This is a genomic window from Uliginosibacterium sp. TH139 (assembly GCF_002855595.1).
Lineage (GTDB): Bacteria > Pseudomonadota > Gammaproteobacteria > Burkholderiales > Rhodocyclaceae > Uliginosibacterium > Uliginosibacterium aquaticum.
In genome coordinates this window covers 70,485-91,177 of sequence record NZ_PKRR01000009.1, presented here as the reverse complement: position 1 = coordinate 91,177, position 20,693 = coordinate 70,485, and the positions used below count along the sequence as shown (strand labels likewise).

Below are 20,693 nucleotides of genomic sequence, written 5' to 3'. Positions count from 1 at the left end.
TCTGGTCGGTGCCCCCGGTTTCCCTTCAATCACTCAGGAGTTCTGCCATGAAAGCCAAGAAAAGCACGTCCGTGAGCAAGATCGATATCGGCATTTCCGAGAAGGACCGCGTTGCGATTGCAGGCGGCCTCTCCAAACTGCTTGCCGATAGTTTCACCCTCTACCTGATGACCCACAACTTCCACTGGAACGTGACCGGGCCGATGTTCAACAGCCTGCATGTGATGTTCATGGGCCAGTACACCGAGCAGTGGAATGCGCTGGATATCATCGCCGAGCGTATCCGGGCCCTGGGTGTGAAAGCCCCGGGTAGTTATGCCGATTACGAGAAGCTGACCACCATTCCCGCAGTGAAGGGCGAACCCAAAGCCATGGAAATGGTGGCCCTGCTGGTCGCCGCGCAGGAAGCTACTGCCCGTACCGCGCGTGGTTTGCTGGAACTGGCTGACAAGGCTAATGACCAGCCGACCATGGATCTCTTGACCCAGCGTCTGGATCTGCACGAAAAGACGGCCTGGATGCTGCGCACCCTGCTCGAAGAGTGAGCCGGCAAGCTAGCTGAAAAGGCGCTCCTGCGGGAGCGCCTTTTTTATGTGTGCTGCGTCAAACCGGCAGCTCGGCAGATTCCTTGATTTCTTCCATCACCACATAGCTGCGGGATTCCACAGCCTTCGGCAATTTGAGGAGGATGCGCCCGAGCAGGTCGCGATAGTCGCGCATGTCCGGAATGCGCGCCTTGATCAGGTAATCGAACTCTCCAGCGACAAGATGGCATTCAAGCACTTCTGGCACGAAGCTCAGGGCTTGCTTGACCGAGTCGAAGATCTCGGCGGATTTCTGCGCCAGACGCAATTCCACGAAGACCAGCACACGCAGCCCGAGCGCCTCGGGGTCGATCCGGGCGTGGTAGCCGGTGATGACCCGGCTGCGTTCCAGACGCTTCACCCGCTCGCTCACCGGGGTGGCCGATAGCCCCACGCGCTGGGCCAGCTCAGTGATCGGCAGGCGCCCTTCGCGTTGCAGGACGGCGAGAATTTTGCGGTCAGCCTTGTCGAGTTCGATCATTCACTGCTTACCTGGTTGTTAGGGCAAATTGTGCTCTGTATTCACTGCGAATCACCAATATTAAAGCGATATTCACTTGAATGGTGTTCCTAAGATTGACCTATCGACTGAAGCAATTCTGCGCGGCCGAAAGAGACTGATCTGATAGGCAGGCAGTCATCGTGAGCAACTGGGAGAGACATCATGCGGGTAGGCGTAGCGAGGGAAATCAAAAACCATGAATACCGGGTCGGCCTCACGCCGGCCTCGGTGCGCGAGCTGGTCGCGCAAGGACATGAACTACTGGTGGAGCAATCTGCCGGCCTCGGCATCGGCGCGACGGATGCGGACTATCAGTCAGCCGGCGCACGAATTGTTCCCACCGCTGCCGAGCTGTTTGCCACGGCGGACATGATCGTCAAGGTGAAGGAGCCTCAGCCGGCCGAGTGCGCCATGTTGCGACCGGGCCAGATCCTGTTCACCTATCTGCACCTCGCGCCGGATCCCGAGCAAGCCAAGGCGCTGCTGGCCAGCGGCGCAATCTGTGTGGCTTACGAAACTGTGACCGCTGCGGATGGCAGCCTGCCGCTGCTGGCGCCAATGTCTGAAGTGGCCGGGCGCATGAGTGTGCAGGCCGGCGCGCACTGCCTCGAAAAAGCTCAGGGCGGGCGCGGCGTGCTGTTGCCGGGCGTGCCGGGCGTGTTGCCGGGCAAGGTGGTGATCTTGGGCGGTGGCGTGGTCGGCAGCAATGCGGCGCTGGTGGCAGCCGGCATGGGGGCAGATGTGACTGTGGTGGATCGCAGCCCTGCCGTGCTTAAGCGTGTCGCCGCTCAGTTTGGCACCGCGGTCAAAACCCTGCACTCGACGCGCGAGGCGCTCGAAGCCGCTGTTTGCGCAGCCGATCTGGTGATCGGTGCGGTGCTGGTGCCGGGCGCTGCGGCGCCGCGTTTGATCAGCCGCGAGCTGCTCAGCCGCATGCAGCCGGGTTCGGTGATCGTCGATGTGGCCATCGACCAGGGCGGCTGCTGCGAGACCTCGCACGCCACCACGCATGCCGAGCCGACCTATGTGGTGAATGACGTGGTGCACTACTGCGTGGCCAACATGCCTGGCGCGGTGGCCCGCACTTCCACCTACGCGCTGAATGCTGCGACCCTGCCTTTTGCCCTGGCATTGGCTGGCAAGGGCTGGAAGCAGGCCTTGAAGGACGATGTCCATCTGCGTCACGGCCTGAACGTGTGCGAAGGCAAGCTGACCTGCAAGGAAGTGGCTGACGCGCTGGTGCTGCCGTATACGGCTGCCGAAAGCGTGCTGCAGTAAGGCCTGATGCTGGGGGCGACGGCTGCGTCGCTCCCGCGAGGATGTGGCCGCCGGGCCGAGGAATGCCCGCCCGGCTTGCCCACCGGCGCTGGCTTGGGCATAGTCGCGCCTCCCTTGTTTTCAAGCGCGTCTGCCTCATGCTGCCCTCGATCGAACTTCGCATTGCCTCCGAACTCGCCGCCCAGCCGCGTCAGGTCATCGCCGCCATCGAGCTGCTCGACGGCGGGGCCACGGTGCCCTTCATCGCGCGCTACCGCAAGGAAGTCACCGGCGGGCTGGACGACACCCAACTGCGTACGCTGGAAGAGCGTCTGGGCTATCTGCGTGAGTTAGAGGAGCGGCGCGGCGCGGTGCTGGCGAGCATCGAGGAGCAGGGCAAACTGACGCCGCAACTGCGCGCCGACATCGAGAACGCCGAATCCAAGCAGCGTCTTGAAGATTTGTATTTGCCCTACAAGCAGAAGCGCCGCACCAAGGCCCAGATCGCCCGCGAGGCCGGTATCGAGCCGCTGGCCGATGCGCTGCTGAGTGATCCGACCCAGAAGCCGGAAGATGCCGCCGCGCAATACCTGAATGTGGAGGCCGGTTTTGCCGACGCCAAGGCGGTGCTGGATGGCGCGCGCCAGATCCTGATGGAGCGCTTCGCCGAAAACGCCGAGCTGGTCGGCAGCCTGCGCGAATACGTCAGCGAACACGGCCAGGTGCGCGTGACGGTGGCCGAGGGCAAGGAAAACGATCAGGAAGCCGCCAAGTTCCGCGACTATTTCGCTTACAGCGAGAAGCTCGGCAACATTCCCTCGCACCGCGCGCTGGCCCTGTTCCGTGGCCGCAATGAAGATTTCCTGCGCGTGAAGCTGGCGCTGGATACCGATCCGGAAGACGGCTCGCGCTCGGCCGAGCCGAATCCCTGCGAGCGCAAGATCATGGTTGCCGCCGGCATCCGCGATCAGGGCCGCGCGGCGGACAAGTGGCTGGTCGATACCGCGCGCTGGACCTGGAGCGTGAAGCTCGCGCTGTCGATGGATCTGGACCTGATGGGCAAGCTGCGCGAGCGCGCTGAGGAAGAGGCGATCCGCGTCTTCGCCCAGAACCTGAAGGCCCTGCTGCTCGCCGCGCCGGCCGGCGCGAAAACGACTATGGGTCTCGACCCCGGTATCCGCACCGGCGTGAAAGTGGCGGTGGTGGATGCCACCGGCAAGCTGCTGGAAACCGCCACGGTTTATCCGCACGAACCGCGCAAGGACTGGGACGGCGCACTGCATACGCTGACGAAGCTGGTCGAGAAGCATGGCGTGCAGCTGATCGCGATCGGCAACGGTACTGCCAGCCGCGAGACCGACAAGCTCGCCGGTGAACTGATTGCCCGTGTAGGTGCGACTTCAGTCGCACGCGAGGCATCGCCTCCGGCTGAAGCCGGACCTACAGGGCGTGGTTTTGCGATCACAAAAATCGTCGTGTCCGAAGCCGGCGCCTCGGTGTATTCGGCCTCTGAACTGGCCGCCAAGGAATTTCCGGAGCTGGACGTGAGCTTGCGTGGCGCGGTGTCGATTGCACGTCGCCTGCAGGATCCGTTGGCTGAGCTGGTGAAGATCGAGCCGAAAGCCATCGGCGTGGGCCAGTACCAGCACGATCTGAATCAGTCGAAGCTCGCCAAGTCGCTCGACGCGGTGGTGGAAGACTGCGTGAACGCCGTGGGCGTGGATGTGAACACCGCCTCCGCCGCGCTGCTCACGCGCATCTCGGGGCTGAATACCACGCTGGCGCAGAACATCGTCGCGCATCGCGATGCCAACGGCGCCTTTGCCAGCCGCGCGGCGCTGAAGAAAGTGCCGCGTCTGGGCGACAAGACCTTCGAGCAGTGCGCCGGCTTCCTGCGCGTAACGGACGGCAGCAATCCGCTCGACGCTTCCGCCGTCCACCCGGAAGCCTATCCGGTGGTCGAGAAAATCCTAGCCGACGTGCAGAAGAAGGCACGCGAGCTGATCGGCGATTCGGTCACCCTGAAGAACCTCGATGCGAAGAAATACACCGATGAGCGCTTCGGCCTGCCCACGGTGCAGGACATCCTGCGCGAGCTGGACAAGCCCGGCCGTGATCCGCGTCCCGAGTTCAAGACGGCTTCTTTCCGCGAAGGCGTGGAGTCGCTGAAGGATCTGGAGCCGGGCATGCAGCTCGAAGGCGTGGTGACCAACGTCACCGCCTTCGGCGCCTTCGTCGATATCGGCGTGCATCAGGATGGGCTGGTGCATATCTCGGCGCTGTCCAACCGCTTCGTGAAAGATCCGGCCGAGGTCGTGAAGGCCGGCGATATCGTCAAGGTGAAGGTGGTCGAGGTTGATCTGGCGCGCAAACGCATCGCGCTGACGATGCGGCTGTCGGACGAAGTGGTGCGCAAGCCGGCGGGTGAGCAGCCCGGCCGCGATGCGCCACGTGGCAGGCCGCAGCAGGCAGCCCGGCAGGAAAAGGTGCCTGCCAATAATGCGCTGGCGGCCGCCTTTGCCAAGGCGCGGCGCTGAAAGATCTCAAGCCGGATAAGCAGAAATACGGACTATCGTCCCCCGCCGTTTAATGTAGCCTTTCAACTAATTATTGGCTGGTTTTCGGGGGAGTCGCGCAAGGTTTGTATCGCGCGATTTGGAGGCGTATCAGGGGTTCTTGCGGCGGCAGTTTTTCGGTGTTCCGAAGGCCTGTGCTCAGGTGACTCCTGGCTGCAATCGGGAGTGAGACATGAAAAACAAAGGGATGCCGGCAGGGGCCGCAGCACTCATCTGTGCGTTGGTATTGGGCGCTTGCGGGGGCGGTGGTTCAGATGCTGGAGGTTCCAGCGCAGGCACGAATAGCGGTGCAGCGGGGGCGTCCTCGGGGGCGGCTGTCAGCAGCGCGAGCAGTAGTGCCGCAGCGTCGGGGGCGAGCAGCCAGTCGGCTTCCTCTGCGGCGAGCGTGGCGGCTTCGTCCGCAGCCGTGAGCAGCGGCGCGAGCGGTGAGAATCTGAGTCTGCAGGTGCCGCCGCTGGCCTATGACGACAGCAGTCTGACCCTGGTGTGGAAGAAGCCGGCGGACTACAGTGCCCTGGCTGATTTCAACGTCTACATGAACGGCAGCAAGCTGGGCAGCGCCGCTGCCAACAACACGCTCAACTCGCCGGCCAAGCCCTATATCGACCAGTTTTACGCGGCCGATACGGCGGGTTTTCACGTCAAGGTACTGTTCCACAACTTCAAGGTTACGGGCCTTGCACCGGACACGGCCTACACTTTCACCGTGCGCGCGGTGGATGCGGCGGGCAAGGAGTCAGCCGACAGTCAGCCGCTCACGGTGCGCACGGCACCCGCCTATACGCGGATTTATGACGTCTCCAAACTCGGTGCGATGGGTGATGGCAGTACGCTCAACACGACGGTGATCCAGAATGCGATCGATGATTGCGCCGCTGGTTCAAGCTCCGCTTACGGTTGCAAGGTGCTGATTCCGGGGGATGCGGCCAGTGGCAAGGTCTTCCTGACCGGGGCCTTGTTCCTCAAGAGCAACATGACGCTGGAGATCGCTGAAGGCGCCACCCTCAAGGGGTCGGCGGACTCGGCGGATTATCCGCTCGCCAAGGGCTATCAGCTCTACAGCTATTTCACTAACAGCACTGATGATCGTCGTCCTCCGTCGCTGCTCAATGCCTTGAATCCTGCGCACATGAACGGTACTGCAGCACTTGTCGACCACAATGGTTACGACGAAACGCGCGGCGTGTTCCAGAACATCCGTATCACCGGCAAGGGCACGCTGGATGGCAATGGCTGGACCCGCTCTGCCACCGACACCACCGATGAGCTGGGCAATGGTCTTGCCAATTTCGCCGGTGGCAGTGCCAGCAAGGTGGCCAGCCTGGGCATCCTTGCCAAGAGCCAGCTGGCGGCTACCGGGGCGACGGTCGGCAGCACGGCGCACGATAACTACTACAGCAATCGTCGCTCCAGCCTCGCTACCTTCCGCGGGGTGCGCAACATCTATCTGGGCGAGCTGAAGCTGACTAATCCGGCCTATCACGGCGTCATGTTCCTGGAGAGCGAGAACATGGTGTTCGCTAATACCGTGACCCAGACCTTCGACATCAACAATGCTGATGGTGTCGAGTTCGGCAATAGCGACAACGCCTTCGTGTTCAACAACTTCGTCGATAGCGGAGATGACAACATCAACTTCGCGGCCGGCCAGGGCAAGAACTACGAGGGCGTCACGCCGCAGCAGAATGCCTGGATCTTCAACAACTATCTGCGCGAAGGGCATGGCGGGGTGGTGGCGGGTAGCCATACCGGTGCCTGGATCCAGGACATCCTGGCCGAAGACAACGTGATGTTCCTCACTGACAACGGCCTGCGCATGAAGAGCACGCCGGCTACCGGAGGTGGCGCGCGTCGGGTAGTGTTCCGCGACAACGCCATGCGCAACGTTGGCACCAAGAATTCGGTGACGATCAGTGGCCGCACGCTCAGCAACAATACCAACGGCAATCCCTTCATCTTCACCCTGGCTTACTCGGCGGGCAGCAATGTGTTCGACAAGGCCAGTGCCTCGGCGCAGTTCCGTGACATCACGATCCGTAATGTGACGGTGGATAACGTCAGCACCAGCAGCGGTGGCGCCATGATCAAGGTGGATGGCTATGACGGGACCGACGCCACGCTGGGCTACGCGGAGACCTTCCAGGAGAACATCCTGTTCGACACGGTGAAGATCACCAATGCCCTGCCGATGAGCATCAGCCGCCTCAAGGACAGTCGCTTCACGAACGTGACGATCACCAACTGGGGCACGGCCACCACCCCCTGGGCGATCGCGAACTCCAGCGGCTTGACTTACTCTGGCGTAACACCTGCCGTGCCCTGAGCCCGCAGCATCTGCCCATCCGAGCCCCGCGCCACCGCAAGGTGGCGCGGGGCTTTTGCTTGTGAGGTCAGGTCTTCCTGAGTGCCTGGGGGCGCTGCAAGGCGGTTCAAGTTCGTGCAGGCTGCGTCCGTTATTTCCAGAGTGGGGCGCTGTGCTGCCCGGCCTGCTATGCGACAGGCGTGTGGCACGCGTGCCACGGCCACCAGCAGGGGCAGGCGGCCGGCTTGAGTACAGGACTTTGATCATGGTGACGAACAAGAAACCGGTGGCCTATCTGGCGCGCGAGATGGGCGGCGGGGGCATGCCTGACCAATTGCTGGACGGCATTCTGAACGCCACCGAGAAACAGGGGCAGCATCTGGCCGTGTTCCGTGGCGGCTATCTTGGCAAGGATGCTGGCGCGGCGATTTACGATCTGATCGGCCCGGCCTATCAAGGCGTGATTTCCTGGGCCTCGTCGGATGCCGACAAGATCACCAGCAGCTATTACGAGCGCTACGGGAAACTGCCGGTGGTGACCCTGACCCTGCCAGTGCCCGCGCGCCCGGTGGTGACGATCGACAGCTATGCCGGCATGCGCCTGATGCTCGATCACATGATCCAGCATCACGGCAAGCGTCGCCTGGCCTTTGCACGCGGCCCTGAGAGCCATCCCTACGCGCGCGAGCGTTATCAGGCCTATCAGGATGTGCTGCGCGAGACGGGGCTCTCGGCGGATCCGCAACTGGTGTCGCCCTGCCTGACCTGGGGCAAGGATCAGGGCGAGATCGTGGTGCGTCTGCTGATCGACGAGCGCAAGCAACGCCCTGGGGCGGACTGGGATGTGCTGGTCTGCGTGAATGACAACATCGCCATCGGCGCGATCGAAGCGCTCCAGGCGCGCGGCATCCGGGTGCCGGAGGATGTAGCGGTCACCGGCTGCAACGATGCTTTCGAGGCCCGCACGGTGACACCGCCGGTGAGCACAGTGGCTCTGCCGGGGGATGCGCAGATCGCCAAGGCGCTGGATCTGGTCAATGAACTGGCCTCCGGCGGGCGTGCCGGGAACGAGGCCAAGCTGCCGGCGCGGCTGGTGCTGGCGCAGTCCTGCGGCTGCTCCTCGCACAATGTGCAGACTGCACTCTCCGGCCTCAGTGCGGCCGGTCAGCCCTTCGGACTGCTGGCGCGGGCGAAGGCGCTGCTACGCATGTTTGGCTTCTTCAGCCAGGCGAGTGCGGTCGAGACCATGTGCGCTGCCGTGGATCTGGGGCCGGAAGCCTCGGAGGCCCGCAAGGCGGTAGTCCGCCAGCAGGCTGAAGCGCTGGTGGCGGCCTTCGCCAAGGAGTTTGCCTGGAGTCGCCACCGTGGTGCTTTCATCAAGGCCCTGAATGTGGCGGCCAAGGCTTTTGCCGACAACAAGCTGCAGATAGAGGATCTGCACAACTGCATCTCCGCCTTGCGCAGTCGCCGCCTGCCGAGCCTGTGGTGGCGCGGGCGCATGATTCGCGCCGAGGATATCTGGAGCCAGGGGCGGGTTGCCCTGAGTGAAGCGGCAACCCGCATCCGCGCTGCCGCCAATCTGCGTGCCGTGGCTCAAGAGCGGGCGATCAGCCAGCTGGGGGCCAAGCTGGTCACGACTCACGAGATTCCGGCCATCGTCAAACTGCTCGAGCAGGATATTCCCAAGCTGGGCATCCCTGCCTTCTGCCTCGCCGTGTATGAAGGTGGGCCCGGCTGGGACCACAAGAGCATTCCCTCTCAGCTCAAGGTGCTGACCTCTTTCGGCAAGTTCGGCAAACGCTTCGAGGGCAGCAAGACCAGCCTGGCCTGCGAAGCCCTGTTGCCGGAGTTGCTGGCGGGTAACAATGAGCGCCTCGCGGTGATGGTGATGCCGCTGCATTTCACCGAGACCCAGATCGGCCTTGCCGTGTTCGGTGTGGGGCCGCGTGATGGTGGTGTTTATGAGGCCATCAAGATCCAGCTTTCCAGCTCAATGTTTGGCGCCTTGTTGCGCCAGACGCTGTCCAGCACCCTGGGCATGCTTGAGGAGAAAGTGGCCGCAGTGTCGGTGAATTCCGAGGAGATCAATCACAGCGTGCAGGGCGGCTCGGACGCCATGGAAGGCGTGGCCAGCGCCATGCATGGCATCGCCCAGCATATCCGCGAGGTGATGGATGTGATCCGCAAGGCAGTGGATCTGACCGCCGCGGCCAATCGTGACATGGCGACCCTGCGCGCGCAGTCCGGCGAGATCACCAAGATTCTTGGCCTGATCACCGAGATTGCCGAGCAGACCAATCTGCTCTCGCTCAACGCTGCCATTGAAGCCGCCCGGGCGGGCGAGGCCGGGCGTGGTTTCGCCGTGGTGGCGCAGGAGGTGAAGACCCTGGCGATGAACACCGTGACCTCCTCGGCCAGCATCCGTGCGATGGTCGGCAATGTGCAGGAGAGCACTCAGCTGGTGGTGGGGTCGATGTCCGGCATCAGCGAGATCATGAGCAAGGTGTCGGAGCTGGCTGCCGGGATTTCCAGTTCGATCGTCGAGCAGGAGCAATCGGCCGGGGAGGTCTCTTCGATTCTGGTCGAGGCTGCACTGGGGACTGAAGGCATTGCCAAGGTGCTGGCGGAACTGGATGCGGTGAACAAGAGCGCACAGTTCTGAGGCGCTACTCACGATCTGGCTGCGAGGCCGTGATCAGGGCTCAGGCGCTGCTCGGCATCCTCATTTATCAACATAAACTCCGGTTCTTGCGCTTCCCCAGCCTCGCCTCTGCTGACGGCCTCTCGCTCCAGATCGTGAACAACTTCTGAGGCCCGCCGGCTGATCTGTCGGCAAGCCCCGAACGATCTGGTAATATACGATTTGTATATAAAACATATATCCGGAGCCGCTAGTGGGAATCGTCAAAATCTCGGAGCAGATGCATGAGAATCTGCGTCTTACCAGTGGGGCCCTGAGCCGCTCCATCAATGCCCAGGCTGAGCACTGGCTGCGGGTGGGCATGCTGGCGGAGCTGAATCCGAATCTGGCTTACGCAGAGATCTGTCAGCTCCTGATCCAGGCTGAGCAGCAAAGCGTGAGTGAGCTGATGGCAGCCGTTCCGGCGAGGGCAGCATGAAAGCTTCGAAATTTGTGACTATCCGGACGCCTGCCGAGATCGCTCTGGCACGTGAGGCCGGGAAGCTGGCCGCCGATGTCCTGCAGATGATCGGCGAACATGTGCGGGCAGGCGTTACCACCGATGAGCTGGACCGCCTCTGCCACGACTACATCGTCGATGTGCAGAAGGCGATTCCGGCCAATGTCGGCTACCACGGCTACACCAAGACCATCTGCGCTTCGGTGAATCACGTGATCTGCCACGGCATCCCGTCCGACAAGGTGCTGAAGAACGGCGATATCGTGAATATCGATGTGGCCATCATCAAGGACGGCTGGTTCGGCGACACCAGCCGCATGTACTACGTGGGTGAGCCTTCCATCCTGGCCCGGCGCCTGGTTCGCACCACTTACGAGGCGATGCGCGCTGGCATCCAGCGTGTGCGTCCTGGCGCGACCCTGGGCGATGTGGGCTATGCAATCCAGAGTGTGGCCCATCGCGAGGGGTTCAGCGTGGTGCGCGAATACTGTGGCCACGGTATCGGCGATATCTATCACGATGAGCCTCAGGTGCTGCACTATGGCCGACCCGGTGAAGGCCTCGTGCTGAAGTCCGGTATGGTGTTCACCATTGAGCCGATGATCAACGCCGGCAAGGCGGCCACCACGCTGCTGCCCGATGGCTGGACGGTGGTGACCAAAGACCGCTCCCTTTCTGCACAGTGGGAGCACATGGTGGCGGTGACTGATGATGGCTTCGAAGTGCTCACGCCTTGGCCGGATGGCTATGGCGACTATTCGCCGATCCAGTCCGCGGGTGTGCCAGCCTGAGCGTGCAGCATTGGCCGGGCCGGGATTGAAGCATGGCCTCATGGGGGCGGCCTCAGGCCGCTTCTGACCCGCTGTCATGATTTCACCCGCTTGCCCGGCAGGAAGCTGCTTTGCGGCGCAAAGCTTTCAAGCCAGCGGATACAGCCCCTCGCGGGCTGCGCGCACGATGGCCTCGGCACAAGGATGGGTGATCCGCTTTTGTACCGTGATGGCGTAGCAGGCCTGCTCGATGCCCTCTGCCACGCCAATCAACTCCACCCCGAGTTGCTGGCAGAGCATGTCCTTGAGCACCATCGGGGCCGGAAAAATGCCGCGCCCCTTCCCGCCGAAAGCGGCCAGCATGCCTGCGTCGTCAAACTCGGCGACGATGCGAGGACGGATCTTGTGCATGCTGGCCCACTGACGGAACTGACTGCTGACGGCGGAATCCTCCCCCAGCAGCAGGAGCGGCATGGCATGCAAGCGCTGCGGGAAAGGCTGTTCCCGGCAGCGTTCGGCAAGCTCCGGGCGAGCGAAAAAACCCATCTTTGAGGCGCCCAGGCGGTGGCTCCAGGCTTTTACGCTCAAGCCCTGCGGTACCGGGGTATCGGCCAGCACCAGATCCAGCCGGTGCAGGGCCAGTTCGGAGAGTAGGCGATCGATCCGCCATTCGCGGCAGATCATGCGCACAGGTACATCCATGGCCAGCACCGGCTCCAGCAGGCGCTCGGCAACGGCATTGGGGATAGCGTCCGAAATGCCCACCCGGAATTCCATCGGCATGCCTTCTGCGGCCTCGCTGGCGAGCTGCTCCTGTAGTTCTGAGCCGAGCGAAAAGATCTCTTCCGCATAACCCAGCGCCATCCGACCCGCCTCGGTGAGCGCCAGCTTGCGCCCGTCCTTGCGGAACAGGGCCTTGCCCAGACGCTCTTCGAGCAACTTGATCTGTCCGCTGACAGTCTGCGGCGTGGTATTCAGCGCCTCGGCTGCGCGCAGCACACCACCGCAGCTGGCTACCTTCCAGAAGTAGTGCAGATGCTTGTAGTTCATGCGCTCATCGGCTCCTTTAAATGTTCGGTAAAACCGAATATAAAAGCATATATATTCGAATATACAGGATGGTACGGCGTCTCTAAAGTGGCTCCATCGCTGATGCGAACAGCGATACAAGCCAAGCTATCAAGGAGACGCATCATGAAACTGGCCATCAAGAAAATCAGCGGCACCCCGCTTGATCATGCCGTCATCGCCCATATCGAGCGCCGCGCCGAGTTCGCGCTGGCGCGCCTGAAGCTGCATGTGCAGCAGGTCCAGGTAGGGCTGATCGATCTCAATGGCCCGCGCGGCGGGATAGACAAGTGCTGCCAGGTCCAAGTGAAGCTGGCGGGCGAGCCAGCATTGGTCGTGGCAGAGACCAGTGAAGATTCCTATGCCGCGATCAACCGCGCATTCAGCGTGGCGAGCCATCTGGCGGCGCGCCGCATTGAGCGTCGCAGTCACCGCCGTCACCCGGAGATGCGCGAGATGCTGCAGGTGCCGGCCATCGTTGGCTGAGAGTGCCGGCGTAGCGCACTGCCGCTCCGGGTGCGCTGCGCACTTCGCTCCTCTAAGGCGAGGAAACACAGGAGAACAATAATGAACCCTTATCCGATTGATAGCCCGCATGCTGTGGTGCGCCTGCTGGCGCTGGCGGTGACCATTGACGGCGTACCCTCCGATGCCGAGCTGCGCACGCTGGAGCAGCGCGGTGTGCTGCAGGCCCTGAGGCTTAGCCGCGACGATTTTGATGATGTGATGGACGCATTGTGTGCGGATTTACGCCAAAGCACCCCGACGGACCGGCGCGGGTTCAGATCCCTCGGACGCTCCCAGATTCGCGCCATGCTCGACGAGATCCAGGCCCCGGCCTTGCAGCGCGAAGTAGCGGCCCTGCTGTTTGATATCTTCAGCAGCGACCATCGTCTGGTCCGCGCGGAATCCATCTTGTTGTGGGATGCGCTCGATCACTGGGGCCTGCATCTGCGTGAAGTGAGCGGCCTGATCCGCAGCTCGGCCAGCAGCTCGCGCCTGCTTGATGAAGCCTGTTTCACTCGGCGGGTGGTGCCGGTCTAGCAGGGCTGGTGGTGCAATGAAAAACGGCGACCTTATGGTCGCCGTTGCTGTTTCAGGTGAGTGCTGATTGGAAGATCAGAGGCAGCTCAGGCTGATGCTGTTGATGTAGACCGCTGAGGAAGAGTCGGTGCGGATCTGCAGGAAGGAACCGCCCGTGTAGCTTGCGTTGTCGAGCTTCCAGGTGAAGGTGTTGTCTCCAGCCACGATGCTCGTTGCCGCAACAGAAACAACCACCGAGGTGTTTTTCGTGGTCGTTGTCCCGGTGCTTGAGAGCGTGGACGTAGCATGCGGTGAGTTCCCGGTGCTCGTCGTGTTGTTATCAACGTATACCTGGAAGGTGCTGCCGGTACCTGCCTGGCTTGCGTTGATCGTCAGGGTGCAGGTCTTGCCGATGATGTTGAAAATACCGCCTGGAGTGTAGTTAGCCGGCGAGCCTGTGGGCCCCGTCGTTGTTCCTGTGCCCAGAGCCCCGATTGTGAAACGAGCGCCAGCCAGGGTAATTACGCCACCGGAAACTGTCGGGCTTCCACCTGTCTTTGCATACATCGACACTTCTGTTCCGGCGTCATTGGTGAACTTGGCATAACCAGTCGTGAACAGAGTTGCCGTAGTAGCCAGTGAGAAGTCATCCGACCACGGGTAGGTGATCGTCGTAGCGCTACCCCCACTGGCCGAGCTGGAGGCTGCGGTGCTGCTCGAGGCATCCGACGAAGCAGCTGAACTGCTGGCTGCAGCAGAGCTGGCGGCTACCGACGAAGCAGCACCGCCGCTGGAGGCACTGCTCGAAGAAGCGCCATCCGGCATCTTGCCCGCACCAGCGCCATTCTTGATGAGGTCCGGAACGTTCGCCGCATCATCCAGGGTGTAGGCGTAGGGGATCGTGATGGAGGTGGTCGACTTCACATCCGGGCCGGCCGGGTACTCCTTGTTGGTTGCATCGGCCAACCAAGTCACGTTCGCCCCGAAGATGTTGCCAGCCACGTCCCAGTAGCCCATCACGTCGGTGTAGAAGGTGCCGATGGGGTTCTTGGCGTTGGTGAAGTAGTTATTCTCCGCCTTGATCTTGCCGTTCATGCGCGGATTCATACCCGACTCGATGATGCCGTCGTAGTAGTTGTTGAACGAGTGCGCGGTCGCCCAGCGCAGCAGCGGCATGCGTGAATGGAGGTTCTTGTAGTAATTGTGATGGTAAGTGACCGGCCCGTTCTGGTCGTCACTGTCACTGGAACCGACCAGGCCACCGCGGTCGGAGCCTGTGAGAATGGTCCAGGAGAGGGTGACGTACTTGGTGGTGTCCTTCATGTCGAACAATGCGTCGTAACCGTCCGACTCTCCACCTGAGGCTTCGAGTGTGCAATGGTCAACCCACACGTTAGAAACATCCGTTTCCATGCCGATTGCATCGCCTCCGTTGGAGGTGGGCGAGCCGGACTTCTTCACGTTCTTCACGTGCACATTGCGGATGATGATGTTCTTCGCATCGCGAATGTGGATGCCGATCTGATCGAAGACCGCATTGCTGCCCACACCGATGATGGAAACGTTCTGCACCCCCTTGAGCTGGATGGCGTCTGCCACTGTGTCGCATTGACCGCTTTGCTTGGTGGTGTTGCCGTGATTGATCGTGCCGTTGACCTTGATGATGATCGGGGTGGTCTTGGTGGTGCGATTGCACAGGGCTGCGTTGAATTCGGTACCCGTGGTCACGATGACTTCCGCACCGCCGGCGCCGCCCGTGGTGCCACCATTCTCGGTCGAATAGCCGACCTGTGCGTCGATGAAGTTGCCGCTGCTTGCCGAGGAGCTGGTGGCCGAGGACGCCATGGCGGACGAAGCTGCGGAGCTTGAGGCAAGGCTTGAGTTTGCAGAGGAGGATGAAGCCGCAGTAGGTGGTGCTGCACCTACGCTGCTGGCGGCTACGGAGGATGCTGCTGCGGCGGAGCTGGCCGTCGTAGTCGACGACGTCGCGGTGGATGTTGTTGCTGCCGACGAAGCTGCGGTAGAGGTGGCGGCAGATGAGGTTGCTGCTGCCGTGCTGCTGCCTGCCGAAGTGGTGCCGCCACCACCACCACCACAGGCCGTGAGTGTGCTTATGGCAGCGACGATGGCGACCTGATTCATGCTACGTAAAACAGACATCTTGACTCCTCCTGATTGTGTATTGACTAACGTTCGAAAAACCGGCTCTGTGGTCGGCTTGTATTGCGGGAACGGATGAAGATTGCTTGGGTGACTTGGGCTTCTATAGTCGGAGCCTGTGCCGGTTCGAAATCGGGGAATGGTGGTTATGAAGCAACGGCGACCTTACGGTTGCCGTTGCCGTTTCAGGTGAGTGCTGATTGGAAGATCAGAGGCAGCTCAGGCTGATGCTGTTGATGTAGACCGCTGAGGAAGAGTCGGTGCGGATCTGCAGGAAGGAACCGCCCGTGTAGCTTGCGTTGTCGAGCTTCCAGGTGAAGGTGTTGTCTCCAGCCACGATGCTCGTTGCCGCAACAGAAACAACCACCGAGGTGTTTTTCGTGGTCGTTGTCCCGGTGCTTGAGAGCGTGGACGTAGCATGCGGTGAGTTCCCGGTGCTCGTCGTGTTGTTATCAACGTATACCTGGAAGGTGCTGCCGGTACCTGCCTGGCTTGCGTTGATCGTCAGGGTGCAGGTCTTGCCGATGATGTTGAAAATACCGCCTGGAGTGTAGTTAGCCGGCGAGCCTGTGGGCCCCGTCGTTGTTCCTGTGCCCAGAGCCCCGATTGTGAAACGAGCGCCAGCCAGGGTAATTACGCCACCGGAAACTGTCGGGCTTCCACCTGTCTTTACATACATCGATACTTCTGTTCCGGCGTCATTGGTGAACTTGGCATAACCAGTCGTGAACAGAGTTGCCGTAGTAGCCAGTGAGAAGTCGTCCGACCACGGATAGGTGATCGTCGTAGCGCTACCCCCACTGGCCGAGCTGGAGGCTGTGGAGCTACTCGCTGCCGTGCTTGAGCTCGTTGCGGACGAAGCCGAACTGCTGGCTTCCGAGGAGGATGCAGCCGAGCTGCTTGTCGCGCTGCTGGAATGGTTTTCACCTGAACCGGCTACCGGCGCGGTGTTACAGGCTCCTGCCGTGCTGGTGTTGTTCAGGCCAACCTTGCCGGCCCCCGCGCCGTTCTTGACGATGCAGGCCAGGTTCAGCGGCGCGGACTCAACCTGATAGGCGTATGGCGGTGTCCAGTTTTTAGTGCTTGCATAACCGCAGCCCGTCAGCATGTTTGATACGTCCGCGCCGGCCGGCAGATACTTGCTGCTCTTAATCCAGCTTCGGTTCTGGCGGAAGGCCAGGCTGCTGCCGTGGTCTGTTACCACTTTTTTGCAGGCTTCGGACTCCTTGGTTGGCTGAATTTCCCACAGCGTACTTTCGATAAGCACATCGCCCTTGATGGCCATGCCGATGCCGTTCTCGAACTTGGTTGCGGTGGAAGACTCGCGGTCGCCCTCGATGTAGTTGTTGAAGACGTGAACTTGGCCAAAGCGCACGCGCGGTAGGCGGCTCGCGACGTCAGCGTAATAGTTGGCCTTGAAGGTGACATGCAGGCGGTTAAGGTCACTCCAGTCGCGCGAATCGGCGTTTCCGACTAGGGTCGTCTTGCCGTGCTCGATGAAAGCGCTGTTGGAAACGGTGATGTAGTCCGAGCCGCGCACGATGTCGAGCGCGCCGTCGTGACGCGTGCCGGACAGATCCTTGTCCTTGTACTGCCCGTCAGTAACTGTGACGTGGTCGATCCACACGTTTTGCGCCATGGCTACGACCATACCGTCGTAGTAGGCGTCCGAGCTGCCTTCAGGCTGTACATCGAAGTTCGTCTGGATCCAAAGGTTGCGCACGATCACGTTACGTGTCCAGCCCGGATAGCTTTCCTGGCTCTTGCCAAGCGTTTTGATCCAGTATTCGTAGTCCGCAAGATCGCTGTCGACCGTACTGGCAAACTCCTTGCCGATTTCGATTTGGGCTGAGATCAGGCGCGCCGGATTGCCGCTGGCGTCGTTGATGCCGATAAAGGTGGTATTTGATGGAATGACGATTGACGAAGCTTTCTGATCATCCCAGCTTGTAAAATCACGGAATACGCCATCGTCATCAATTCTCATGTCGATGTTGCCGTACACCCGAATGATCTTGGGTTCGTTCTTGGCTTCCTTCAAAGCGTCGAAGATGCACTTTTTGGTGCCACAGGTATAAATCCGGTTGGCGGTGGCCGATGAGCCACCAGTTACGCGTACCTGCTGGTGGTTGCCCAGCGTGCCGCCTGCGCGGTAGTAGCTATGCCAGCCATCCAGCGGGGCTGTTTCGCGTTCGATGGTGAATTCGCCGCCACTGGGATCGCTGGAAATGCTCGGGTATGCCGTCGGTGTGCCAGGAGCAGGAGTCGCTGTCGAGACGTGATTGGCCGTGTTCACCGGATCACTAGCTGCCAGATACGAACGTGCGCCCATCTTGCTCCAGCCTGACCAGCCATTCAGTGGCTCGCTTGAAGTACTGGTTAGTGTGAGGGCGTCGATGATGCCGCCATTGGTTGAGGAGGCTGTGGCTGATGAGGCCGCTGAACTGGCTACTGACGAAATCACAGCAGACGAAGCGGCTGCTGAGGAGGTTGCAGCAGTCGAAGAAGTAGCGGCTGTTGATGTGGTCGCTTGGGAGCTTGCTGCAGCAGAGCTCACTGCAGTAGCTGACGAGGCCGTCGCTGCAGACGAAGCTGCTACTGCCGTACTGGAGGCTGCCGTCGAACTGTTGCTTGCCGAAGTGGTGCTACCCGTGCCGCCACCGCCACCGCAAGCGCTTAGAACGCTGACGGCCGCAACGAGCGCAGCCAGATTAATACTGCGTGATGCTGACATGTTTGCTCCTCTTACCCGTTAAAAGCGATAAATTTATTGAATCCGGTTATTTGTCCGGTTTGTGGCGCGACTTTATAGGAATTTTTCTTACAAACGCGAACTCGTTTGCACAGAATTCATGTGCGGCATTGCAAAATTTTTCACAAACACACAGGTGTAAAGCAGGGGGATGTGATTCCGGTCACACGCAAGCCAGATGTGGTGCGGCTTGGGGGCTCGATACGTGGAGGTATTGCGAAAACGTGACGAATGTCACAAGAGGGGCTGACTGCCCTGAGAGTTGTTGCATGGCTACAACAAGTAGCTGTGGGCTTCCTGTTTTACCTACAAACAGCGCTGATGTTCTGCATGGTTTGGGCTGCAGGGGCGCGACAGGCGGCTGAAGTCGCCGCTACGGAAATTCGTCGCGTACCTGCTGGTGCGGCTTCAGGCGGCACATGAGGCCTGATCCATGCCTGGATGTTGAGTCGATCACGTGGGCCGCGTGGGGGCATCGCGGCCGTGGGCGGCCCCCGCACAAGCTTTTCGAGGCCCCGATGTGGCTACGCTAAGGCGCAGGCCTCCGTGCAGGGGGGCTTAGCCGCTCTGCCAGCGTCGCAGTTTAGCCAGAGCGACGGCGCCGATCGGCAGCAGCAGGCCGAGTAGGACGGCGGTGATCAGTAGCGCTTGCAGATTGTCGTAGTTGGCCGGGGTGGTGACGAGGCCGTTGGCGTCTTTCACTTCGCGGGTCAGCACGAAGATCTGGTTGAGGTACTTGGTCCCGAGCTGGCCGGCCGAGAGGGCGAGGTTGGAGAAGGAGGCCATCACGGCGAAGTAGGTGGCCTTCAGGCGCGGCGGGGCGGTGATGGCGATCCAGGCCAGGCCTTGCACCATGGCGATCTGGCCGAGTGGCGATTCCAGCGCAGTGTTGAACACGGCGATGAAGCGCGCATCGACTACGCCACCGGTCATGGCGGCGGTCCAGTGATGCAGGTTGAAGGCCATGGCCAGCGTCGGCAGCGAAAGCACGGTGCCGACTACGCTAAGCATGATCACGTTCCAGGCGATCGATTTTTCGGCCATCAGGCGGCGGAAGCCGAAGAGGCCGGCCAGCGTCAGGCCGTAGGCGATCAGGTCGAGGATGGAGAGGAATTGTTGGTCGAAACCGAGCACGTCGATCTGCCACCAGCCCACACCGGCGCCGGTGCTGGGTGTGGCGCGGAAGGCGAAGGTGATCAGGCTGGTGCCGATCAGGGTGGCGCCCATTTCAGGCGTCATCTCGCGCGCCAGACGCCACATCAGGAACAGGATCACCGAGGCCGAGAGCACGAAGATCAGTTCCTGACCGTATTTCACGCGCGCCATGCCAAGCCCGATCGAGATGCCGGCAAAGGCAATGGAGCCGCCGAGGATCAGCCAGTTCGGCCGAGTGATGCCTTCGTCGCCTTCATCCGGCAAGCCGTGGCGCATGGCGTTGGCATCGATGCCCAGTGCGGCGAGGCGTTTTTCTTCGCGGCGACGCATCCAGCTGGCGAGCAGCACGCCGGCCACCGACAGCAGCGGCACGCACAGGGCCACGCTGTAGATCTTCAGGTAAATGGCCTGTTTGGCGGCGGCATCGAGTTTCTCCACCCCCTCGAACATCGCCACATTGGCCAGCGCTACGGCGGCGAGGCCGCCGATGATGGCGACGCGACCGAGGGTCTGCATGGTGGTGTTCATGGCCCGGCGTGCGGCGGGGTCTATCGGGCTGCCTTGCGCATCGAAATGCGGCACGGCTTCGACTGTCATCGCGTCGGCCACCACATCCTGCAGCACGAAACCCAGCGGGGCGATCAGCACCGAGAGCTGGTACCAGCTGTTGGCCGGCATGATGGCTTCCATCGCGGCACGTTCGCCGATCAGGCCGACCATGATTGAGAAGCTCGCGAACACCAGCAGGGCGCCGGCCCACACCAGCCAGGCTTTCCAGCGCCACAAGAGATCCACCGCATGGCCGATTGGCAGCTTGATGGCCCACGGCAGCATGGCCCAGAAGCCCAGCGCGGCCAGATCCTGCGCCGACAGGCTGAGGTATTCCTTGACGTAGAAGGTGCCGACGATGCCGGTGATGCCTGACACGCCGTAGGCCATGTACACCATCAACGGCGGCAGATAGCTCCAGCGCATCTGGCGGCCGAGATCGAGGAAGGTGCGGTCGAAGTAACGCAGGCAGGCCTGGATGACGCGAGCGAACATGGCGCGGTGACGATGCGGTTTGTGGAAACCGGAGTGTAGCGCGGCGGAGGCTTGGCAGGCGTCAGCGGAAGGGAGCGAGGAGGCGGCTCAGCGTAGCGTCTTTCTTCATGCCGCTCATGGCTTTGTCGAAGGTGCTCGCTGTGGCGCTGTGATCGTGCTCGCGGGTGAAAGCTAATTAGCTGTAGGCGGTTTCGGTGGGCGGGCCACTGACGCTGAGCTGCTTCAGCGCCTCGGCGCTGGCAGCGGCGCAGTGCAGCGTCAGGCAAGTGATGAGGGGGAGCACAAAACCTTGCAGGACTGGCATGGCAGGGAGCTTTGGAAGACGGCTCCCCGACGATGGTTCAGGGCTGGGCCGTACTC

The 20,693-nt window shown here is 61.5% G+C and carries 17 protein-coding genes; 11 read left to right on the top strand and 6 right to left on the bottom strand.

Annotated elements, in window-relative coordinates; all coding sequences use genetic code 11:
* Window positions 1-47 precede the first annotated feature (47 nt).
* Complete coding sequence (locus C0V76_RS17320; protein WP_101944160.1) at window positions 48-545, top strand: Dps family protein; 498 nt, start codon at window positions 48-50, stop codon at window positions 543-545.
* Window positions 546-603: 58 nt separating this feature from the next.
* Here the strand turns inward: C0V76_RS17320 and C0V76_RS17315 are convergent, their stop codons facing one another.
* The gene (locus tag C0V76_RS17315; protein WP_101944159.1) at window positions 604-1,065 is read right to left on the bottom strand and encodes an Lrp/AsnC ligand binding domain-containing protein; all 462 of its coding nucleotides are present in this window, start codon (window positions 1,063-1,065) and stop codon (window positions 604-606) included.
* A 183-nt stretch (window positions 1,066-1,248) separates the two neighbouring features.
* Here C0V76_RS17315 and ald point away from each other — a divergent pair, with 183 nt between their 5' ends.
* The 6 genes from ald (at window position 1,249) to map (ending at window position 11,152) form a co-directional block, all read left to right on the top strand.
* Window positions 1,249-2,364, top strand: coding sequence for an alanine dehydrogenase (gene ald / locus C0V76_RS17310; RefSeq protein ID WP_101944158.1), 1,116 nt, complete (start codon window positions 1,249-1,251; stop codon window positions 2,362-2,364).
* Window positions 2,365-2,501: 137 nt separating this feature from the next.
* Window positions 2,502-4,880 carry a Tex family protein gene (locus tag C0V76_RS17305; protein WP_101944157.1) on the top strand — a complete coding sequence of 793 codons (2,379 nt, stop codon included), beginning with the start codon at window positions 2,502-2,504 and terminating at the stop codon, window positions 4,878-4,880.
* Between the two features lie 211 nt (window positions 4,881-5,091).
* Complete coding sequence (locus tag C0V76_RS20400; protein WP_101944156.1) at window positions 5,092-7,242, top strand: glycosyl hydrolase family 28 protein; 2,151 nt, start codon at window positions 5,092-5,094, stop codon at window positions 7,240-7,242.
* A gap of 244 nt (window positions 7,243-7,486) precedes the next feature.
* Window positions 7,487-9,883, top strand: a complete 2,397-nt coding sequence (locus tag C0V76_RS20395) for a methyl-accepting chemotaxis protein (RefSeq protein WP_101944155.1) — start codon at window positions 7,487-7,489, stop codon at window positions 9,881-9,883.
* A gap of 232 nt (window positions 9,884-10,115) precedes the next feature.
* Complete coding sequence (locus C0V76_RS17290; RefSeq protein ID WP_101944154.1) at window positions 10,116-10,340, top strand: ParD-like family protein; 225 nt, start codon at window positions 10,116-10,118, stop codon at window positions 10,338-10,340.
* Entirely contained in the window at window positions 10,337-11,152 is an 816-nt protein-coding gene (gene map / locus C0V76_RS17285) for a type I methionyl aminopeptidase (protein WP_101944153.1), read from the top strand. Before C0V76_RS17290 ends, map begins: the two co-directional genes overlap by 4 nt.
* A 126-nt stretch (window positions 11,153-11,278) precedes the next feature.
* On the opposite strand, the gene C0V76_RS17280 is transcribed toward map, so the two are convergent.
* A complete protein-coding gene (locus C0V76_RS17280; protein WP_101944152.1) occupies window positions 11,279-12,181 on the bottom strand; it encodes a LysR family transcriptional regulator in 903 nt (300 codons plus the stop codon).
* A 144-nt stretch (window positions 12,182-12,325) separates the two neighbouring features.
* On the opposite strand from C0V76_RS17280, the gene C0V76_RS17275 reads away from it, so the two are divergent.
* On the top strand, window positions 12,326-12,685 hold the full coding sequence (locus C0V76_RS17275; RefSeq protein ID WP_101944151.1) for an HPF/RaiA family ribosome-associated protein: 360 nt from the start codon (window positions 12,326-12,328) through the stop codon (window positions 12,683-12,685).
* Between the two features lie 81 nt (window positions 12,686-12,766).
* Window positions 12,767-13,243 carry a hypothetical protein gene (locus C0V76_RS17270; RefSeq protein ID WP_101944150.1) on the top strand — a complete coding sequence of 159 codons (477 nt, stop codon included), beginning with the start codon at window positions 12,767-12,769 and terminating at the stop codon, window positions 13,241-13,243.
* A gap of 75 nt (window positions 13,244-13,318) precedes the next feature.
* Here C0V76_RS17270 and C0V76_RS17265 read toward each other — a convergent pair whose 3' ends face one another.
* Window positions 13,319-15,067 carry a polysaccharide lyase family 1 protein gene (locus C0V76_RS17265; RefSeq protein WP_101944149.1) on the bottom strand — a complete coding sequence of 583 codons (1,749 nt, stop codon included), beginning with the start codon at window positions 15,065-15,067 and terminating at the stop codon, window positions 13,319-13,321.
* Here C0V76_RS17265 and C0V76_RS17260 point away from each other — a divergent pair.
* Window positions 15,021-15,359 carry a hypothetical protein gene (locus C0V76_RS17260; RefSeq protein ID WP_143707455.1) on the top strand — a complete coding sequence of 113 codons (339 nt, stop codon included), beginning with the start codon at window positions 15,021-15,023 and terminating at the stop codon, window positions 15,357-15,359. The genes C0V76_RS17265 and C0V76_RS17260 overlap by 47 nt on opposite strands.
* Before the next feature lie 231 nt (window positions 15,360-15,590).
* On the opposite strand, the gene C0V76_RS17255 is transcribed toward C0V76_RS17260, so the two are convergent.
* Window positions 15,591-17,714 (bottom strand): polysaccharide lyase family 1 protein, encoded by a 2,124-nt coding sequence (locus tag C0V76_RS17255; protein WP_158239270.1) that lies wholly within the window; start codon window positions 17,712-17,714, stop codon window positions 15,591-15,593.
* A 64-nt stretch (window positions 17,715-17,778) separates the two neighbouring features.
* Between C0V76_RS17255 and C0V76_RS19960 the strand changes: the two genes are divergently transcribed.
* Window positions 17,779-18,138, top strand: a complete 360-nt coding sequence (locus C0V76_RS19960) for a hypothetical protein (protein ID WP_158239269.1) — start codon at window positions 17,779-17,781, stop codon at window positions 18,136-18,138.
* Window positions 18,139-18,692: 554 nt separating this feature from the next.
* On the opposite strand, the gene C0V76_RS17250 is transcribed toward C0V76_RS19960, so the two are convergent.
* The gene (locus C0V76_RS17250) at window positions 18,693-20,333 is read right to left on the bottom strand and encodes a hypothetical protein (RefSeq protein WP_101944146.1); all 1,641 of its coding nucleotides are present in this window, start codon (window positions 20,331-20,333) and stop codon (window positions 18,693-18,695) included.
* A gap of 175 nt (window positions 20,334-20,508) precedes the next feature.
* The gene (locus tag C0V76_RS20355; protein ID WP_256376434.1) at window positions 20,509-20,637 is read right to left on the bottom strand and encodes a hypothetical protein; all 129 of its coding nucleotides are present in this window, start codon (window positions 20,635-20,637) and stop codon (window positions 20,509-20,511) included.
* Window positions 20,638-20,693: the final 56 nt, after the last annotated feature.

Coding starts and splice junctions, on each gene's coding strand:
- C0V76_RS17320 (WP_101944160.1), top strand. CDS start 48: ATGAAAGCCAAGAAAAGCACGTCCGTGAGCAAGATCGATATCGGCATT.
- C0V76_RS17315 (WP_101944159.1), bottom strand. CDS start 1,065: ATGATCGAACTCGACAAGGCTGACCGCAAAATTCTCGCCGTCCTGCAA.
- ald (WP_101944158.1), top strand. CDS start 1,249: ATGCGGGTAGGCGTAGCGAGGGAAATCAAAAACCATGAATACCGGGTC.
- C0V76_RS17305 (WP_101944157.1), top strand. CDS start 2,502: ATGCTGCCCTCGATCGAACTTCGCATTGCCTCCGAACTCGCCGCCCAG.
- C0V76_RS20400 (WP_101944156.1), top strand. CDS start 5,092: ATGAAAAACAAAGGGATGCCGGCAGGGGCCGCAGCACTCATCTGTGCG.
- C0V76_RS20395 (WP_101944155.1), top strand. CDS start 7,487: ATGGTGACGAACAAGAAACCGGTGGCCTATCTGGCGCGCGAGATGGGC.
- map (WP_101944153.1), top strand. CDS start 10,337: ATGAAAGCTTCGAAATTTGTGACTATCCGGACGCCTGCCGAGATCGCT.
- C0V76_RS17280 (WP_101944152.1), bottom strand. CDS start 12,181: ATGAACTACAAGCATCTGCACTACTTCTGGAAGGTAGCCAGCTGCGGT.
- C0V76_RS17275 (WP_101944151.1), top strand. CDS start 12,326: ATGAAACTGGCCATCAAGAAAATCAGCGGCACCCCGCTTGATCATGCC.
- C0V76_RS17270 (WP_101944150.1), top strand. CDS start 12,767: ATGAACCCTTATCCGATTGATAGCCCGCATGCTGTGGTGCGCCTGCTG.
- C0V76_RS17260 (WP_143707455.1), top strand. CDS start 15,021: ATGAAGTTGCCGCTGCTTGCCGAGGAGCTGGTGGCCGAGGACGCCATG.
- C0V76_RS17265 (WP_101944149.1), bottom strand. CDS start 15,067: ATGGCGTCCTCGGCCACCAGCTCCTCGGCAAGCAGCGGCAACTTCATC.
- C0V76_RS17255 (WP_158239270.1), bottom strand. CDS start 17,714: ATGGGCGCACGTTCGTATCTGGCAGCTAGTGATCCGGTGAACACGGCC.
- C0V76_RS19960 (WP_158239269.1), top strand. CDS start 17,779: ATGATGCCGCCATTGGTTGAGGAGGCTGTGGCTGATGAGGCCGCTGAA.
- C0V76_RS17250 (WP_101944146.1), bottom strand. CDS start 20,333: ATGTTCGCTCGCGTCATCCAGGCCTGCCTGCGTTACTTCGACCGCACC.
- C0V76_RS20355 (WP_256376434.1), bottom strand. CDS start 20,637: ATGCCAGTCCTGCAAGGTTTTGTGCTCCCCCTCATCACTTGCCTGACG.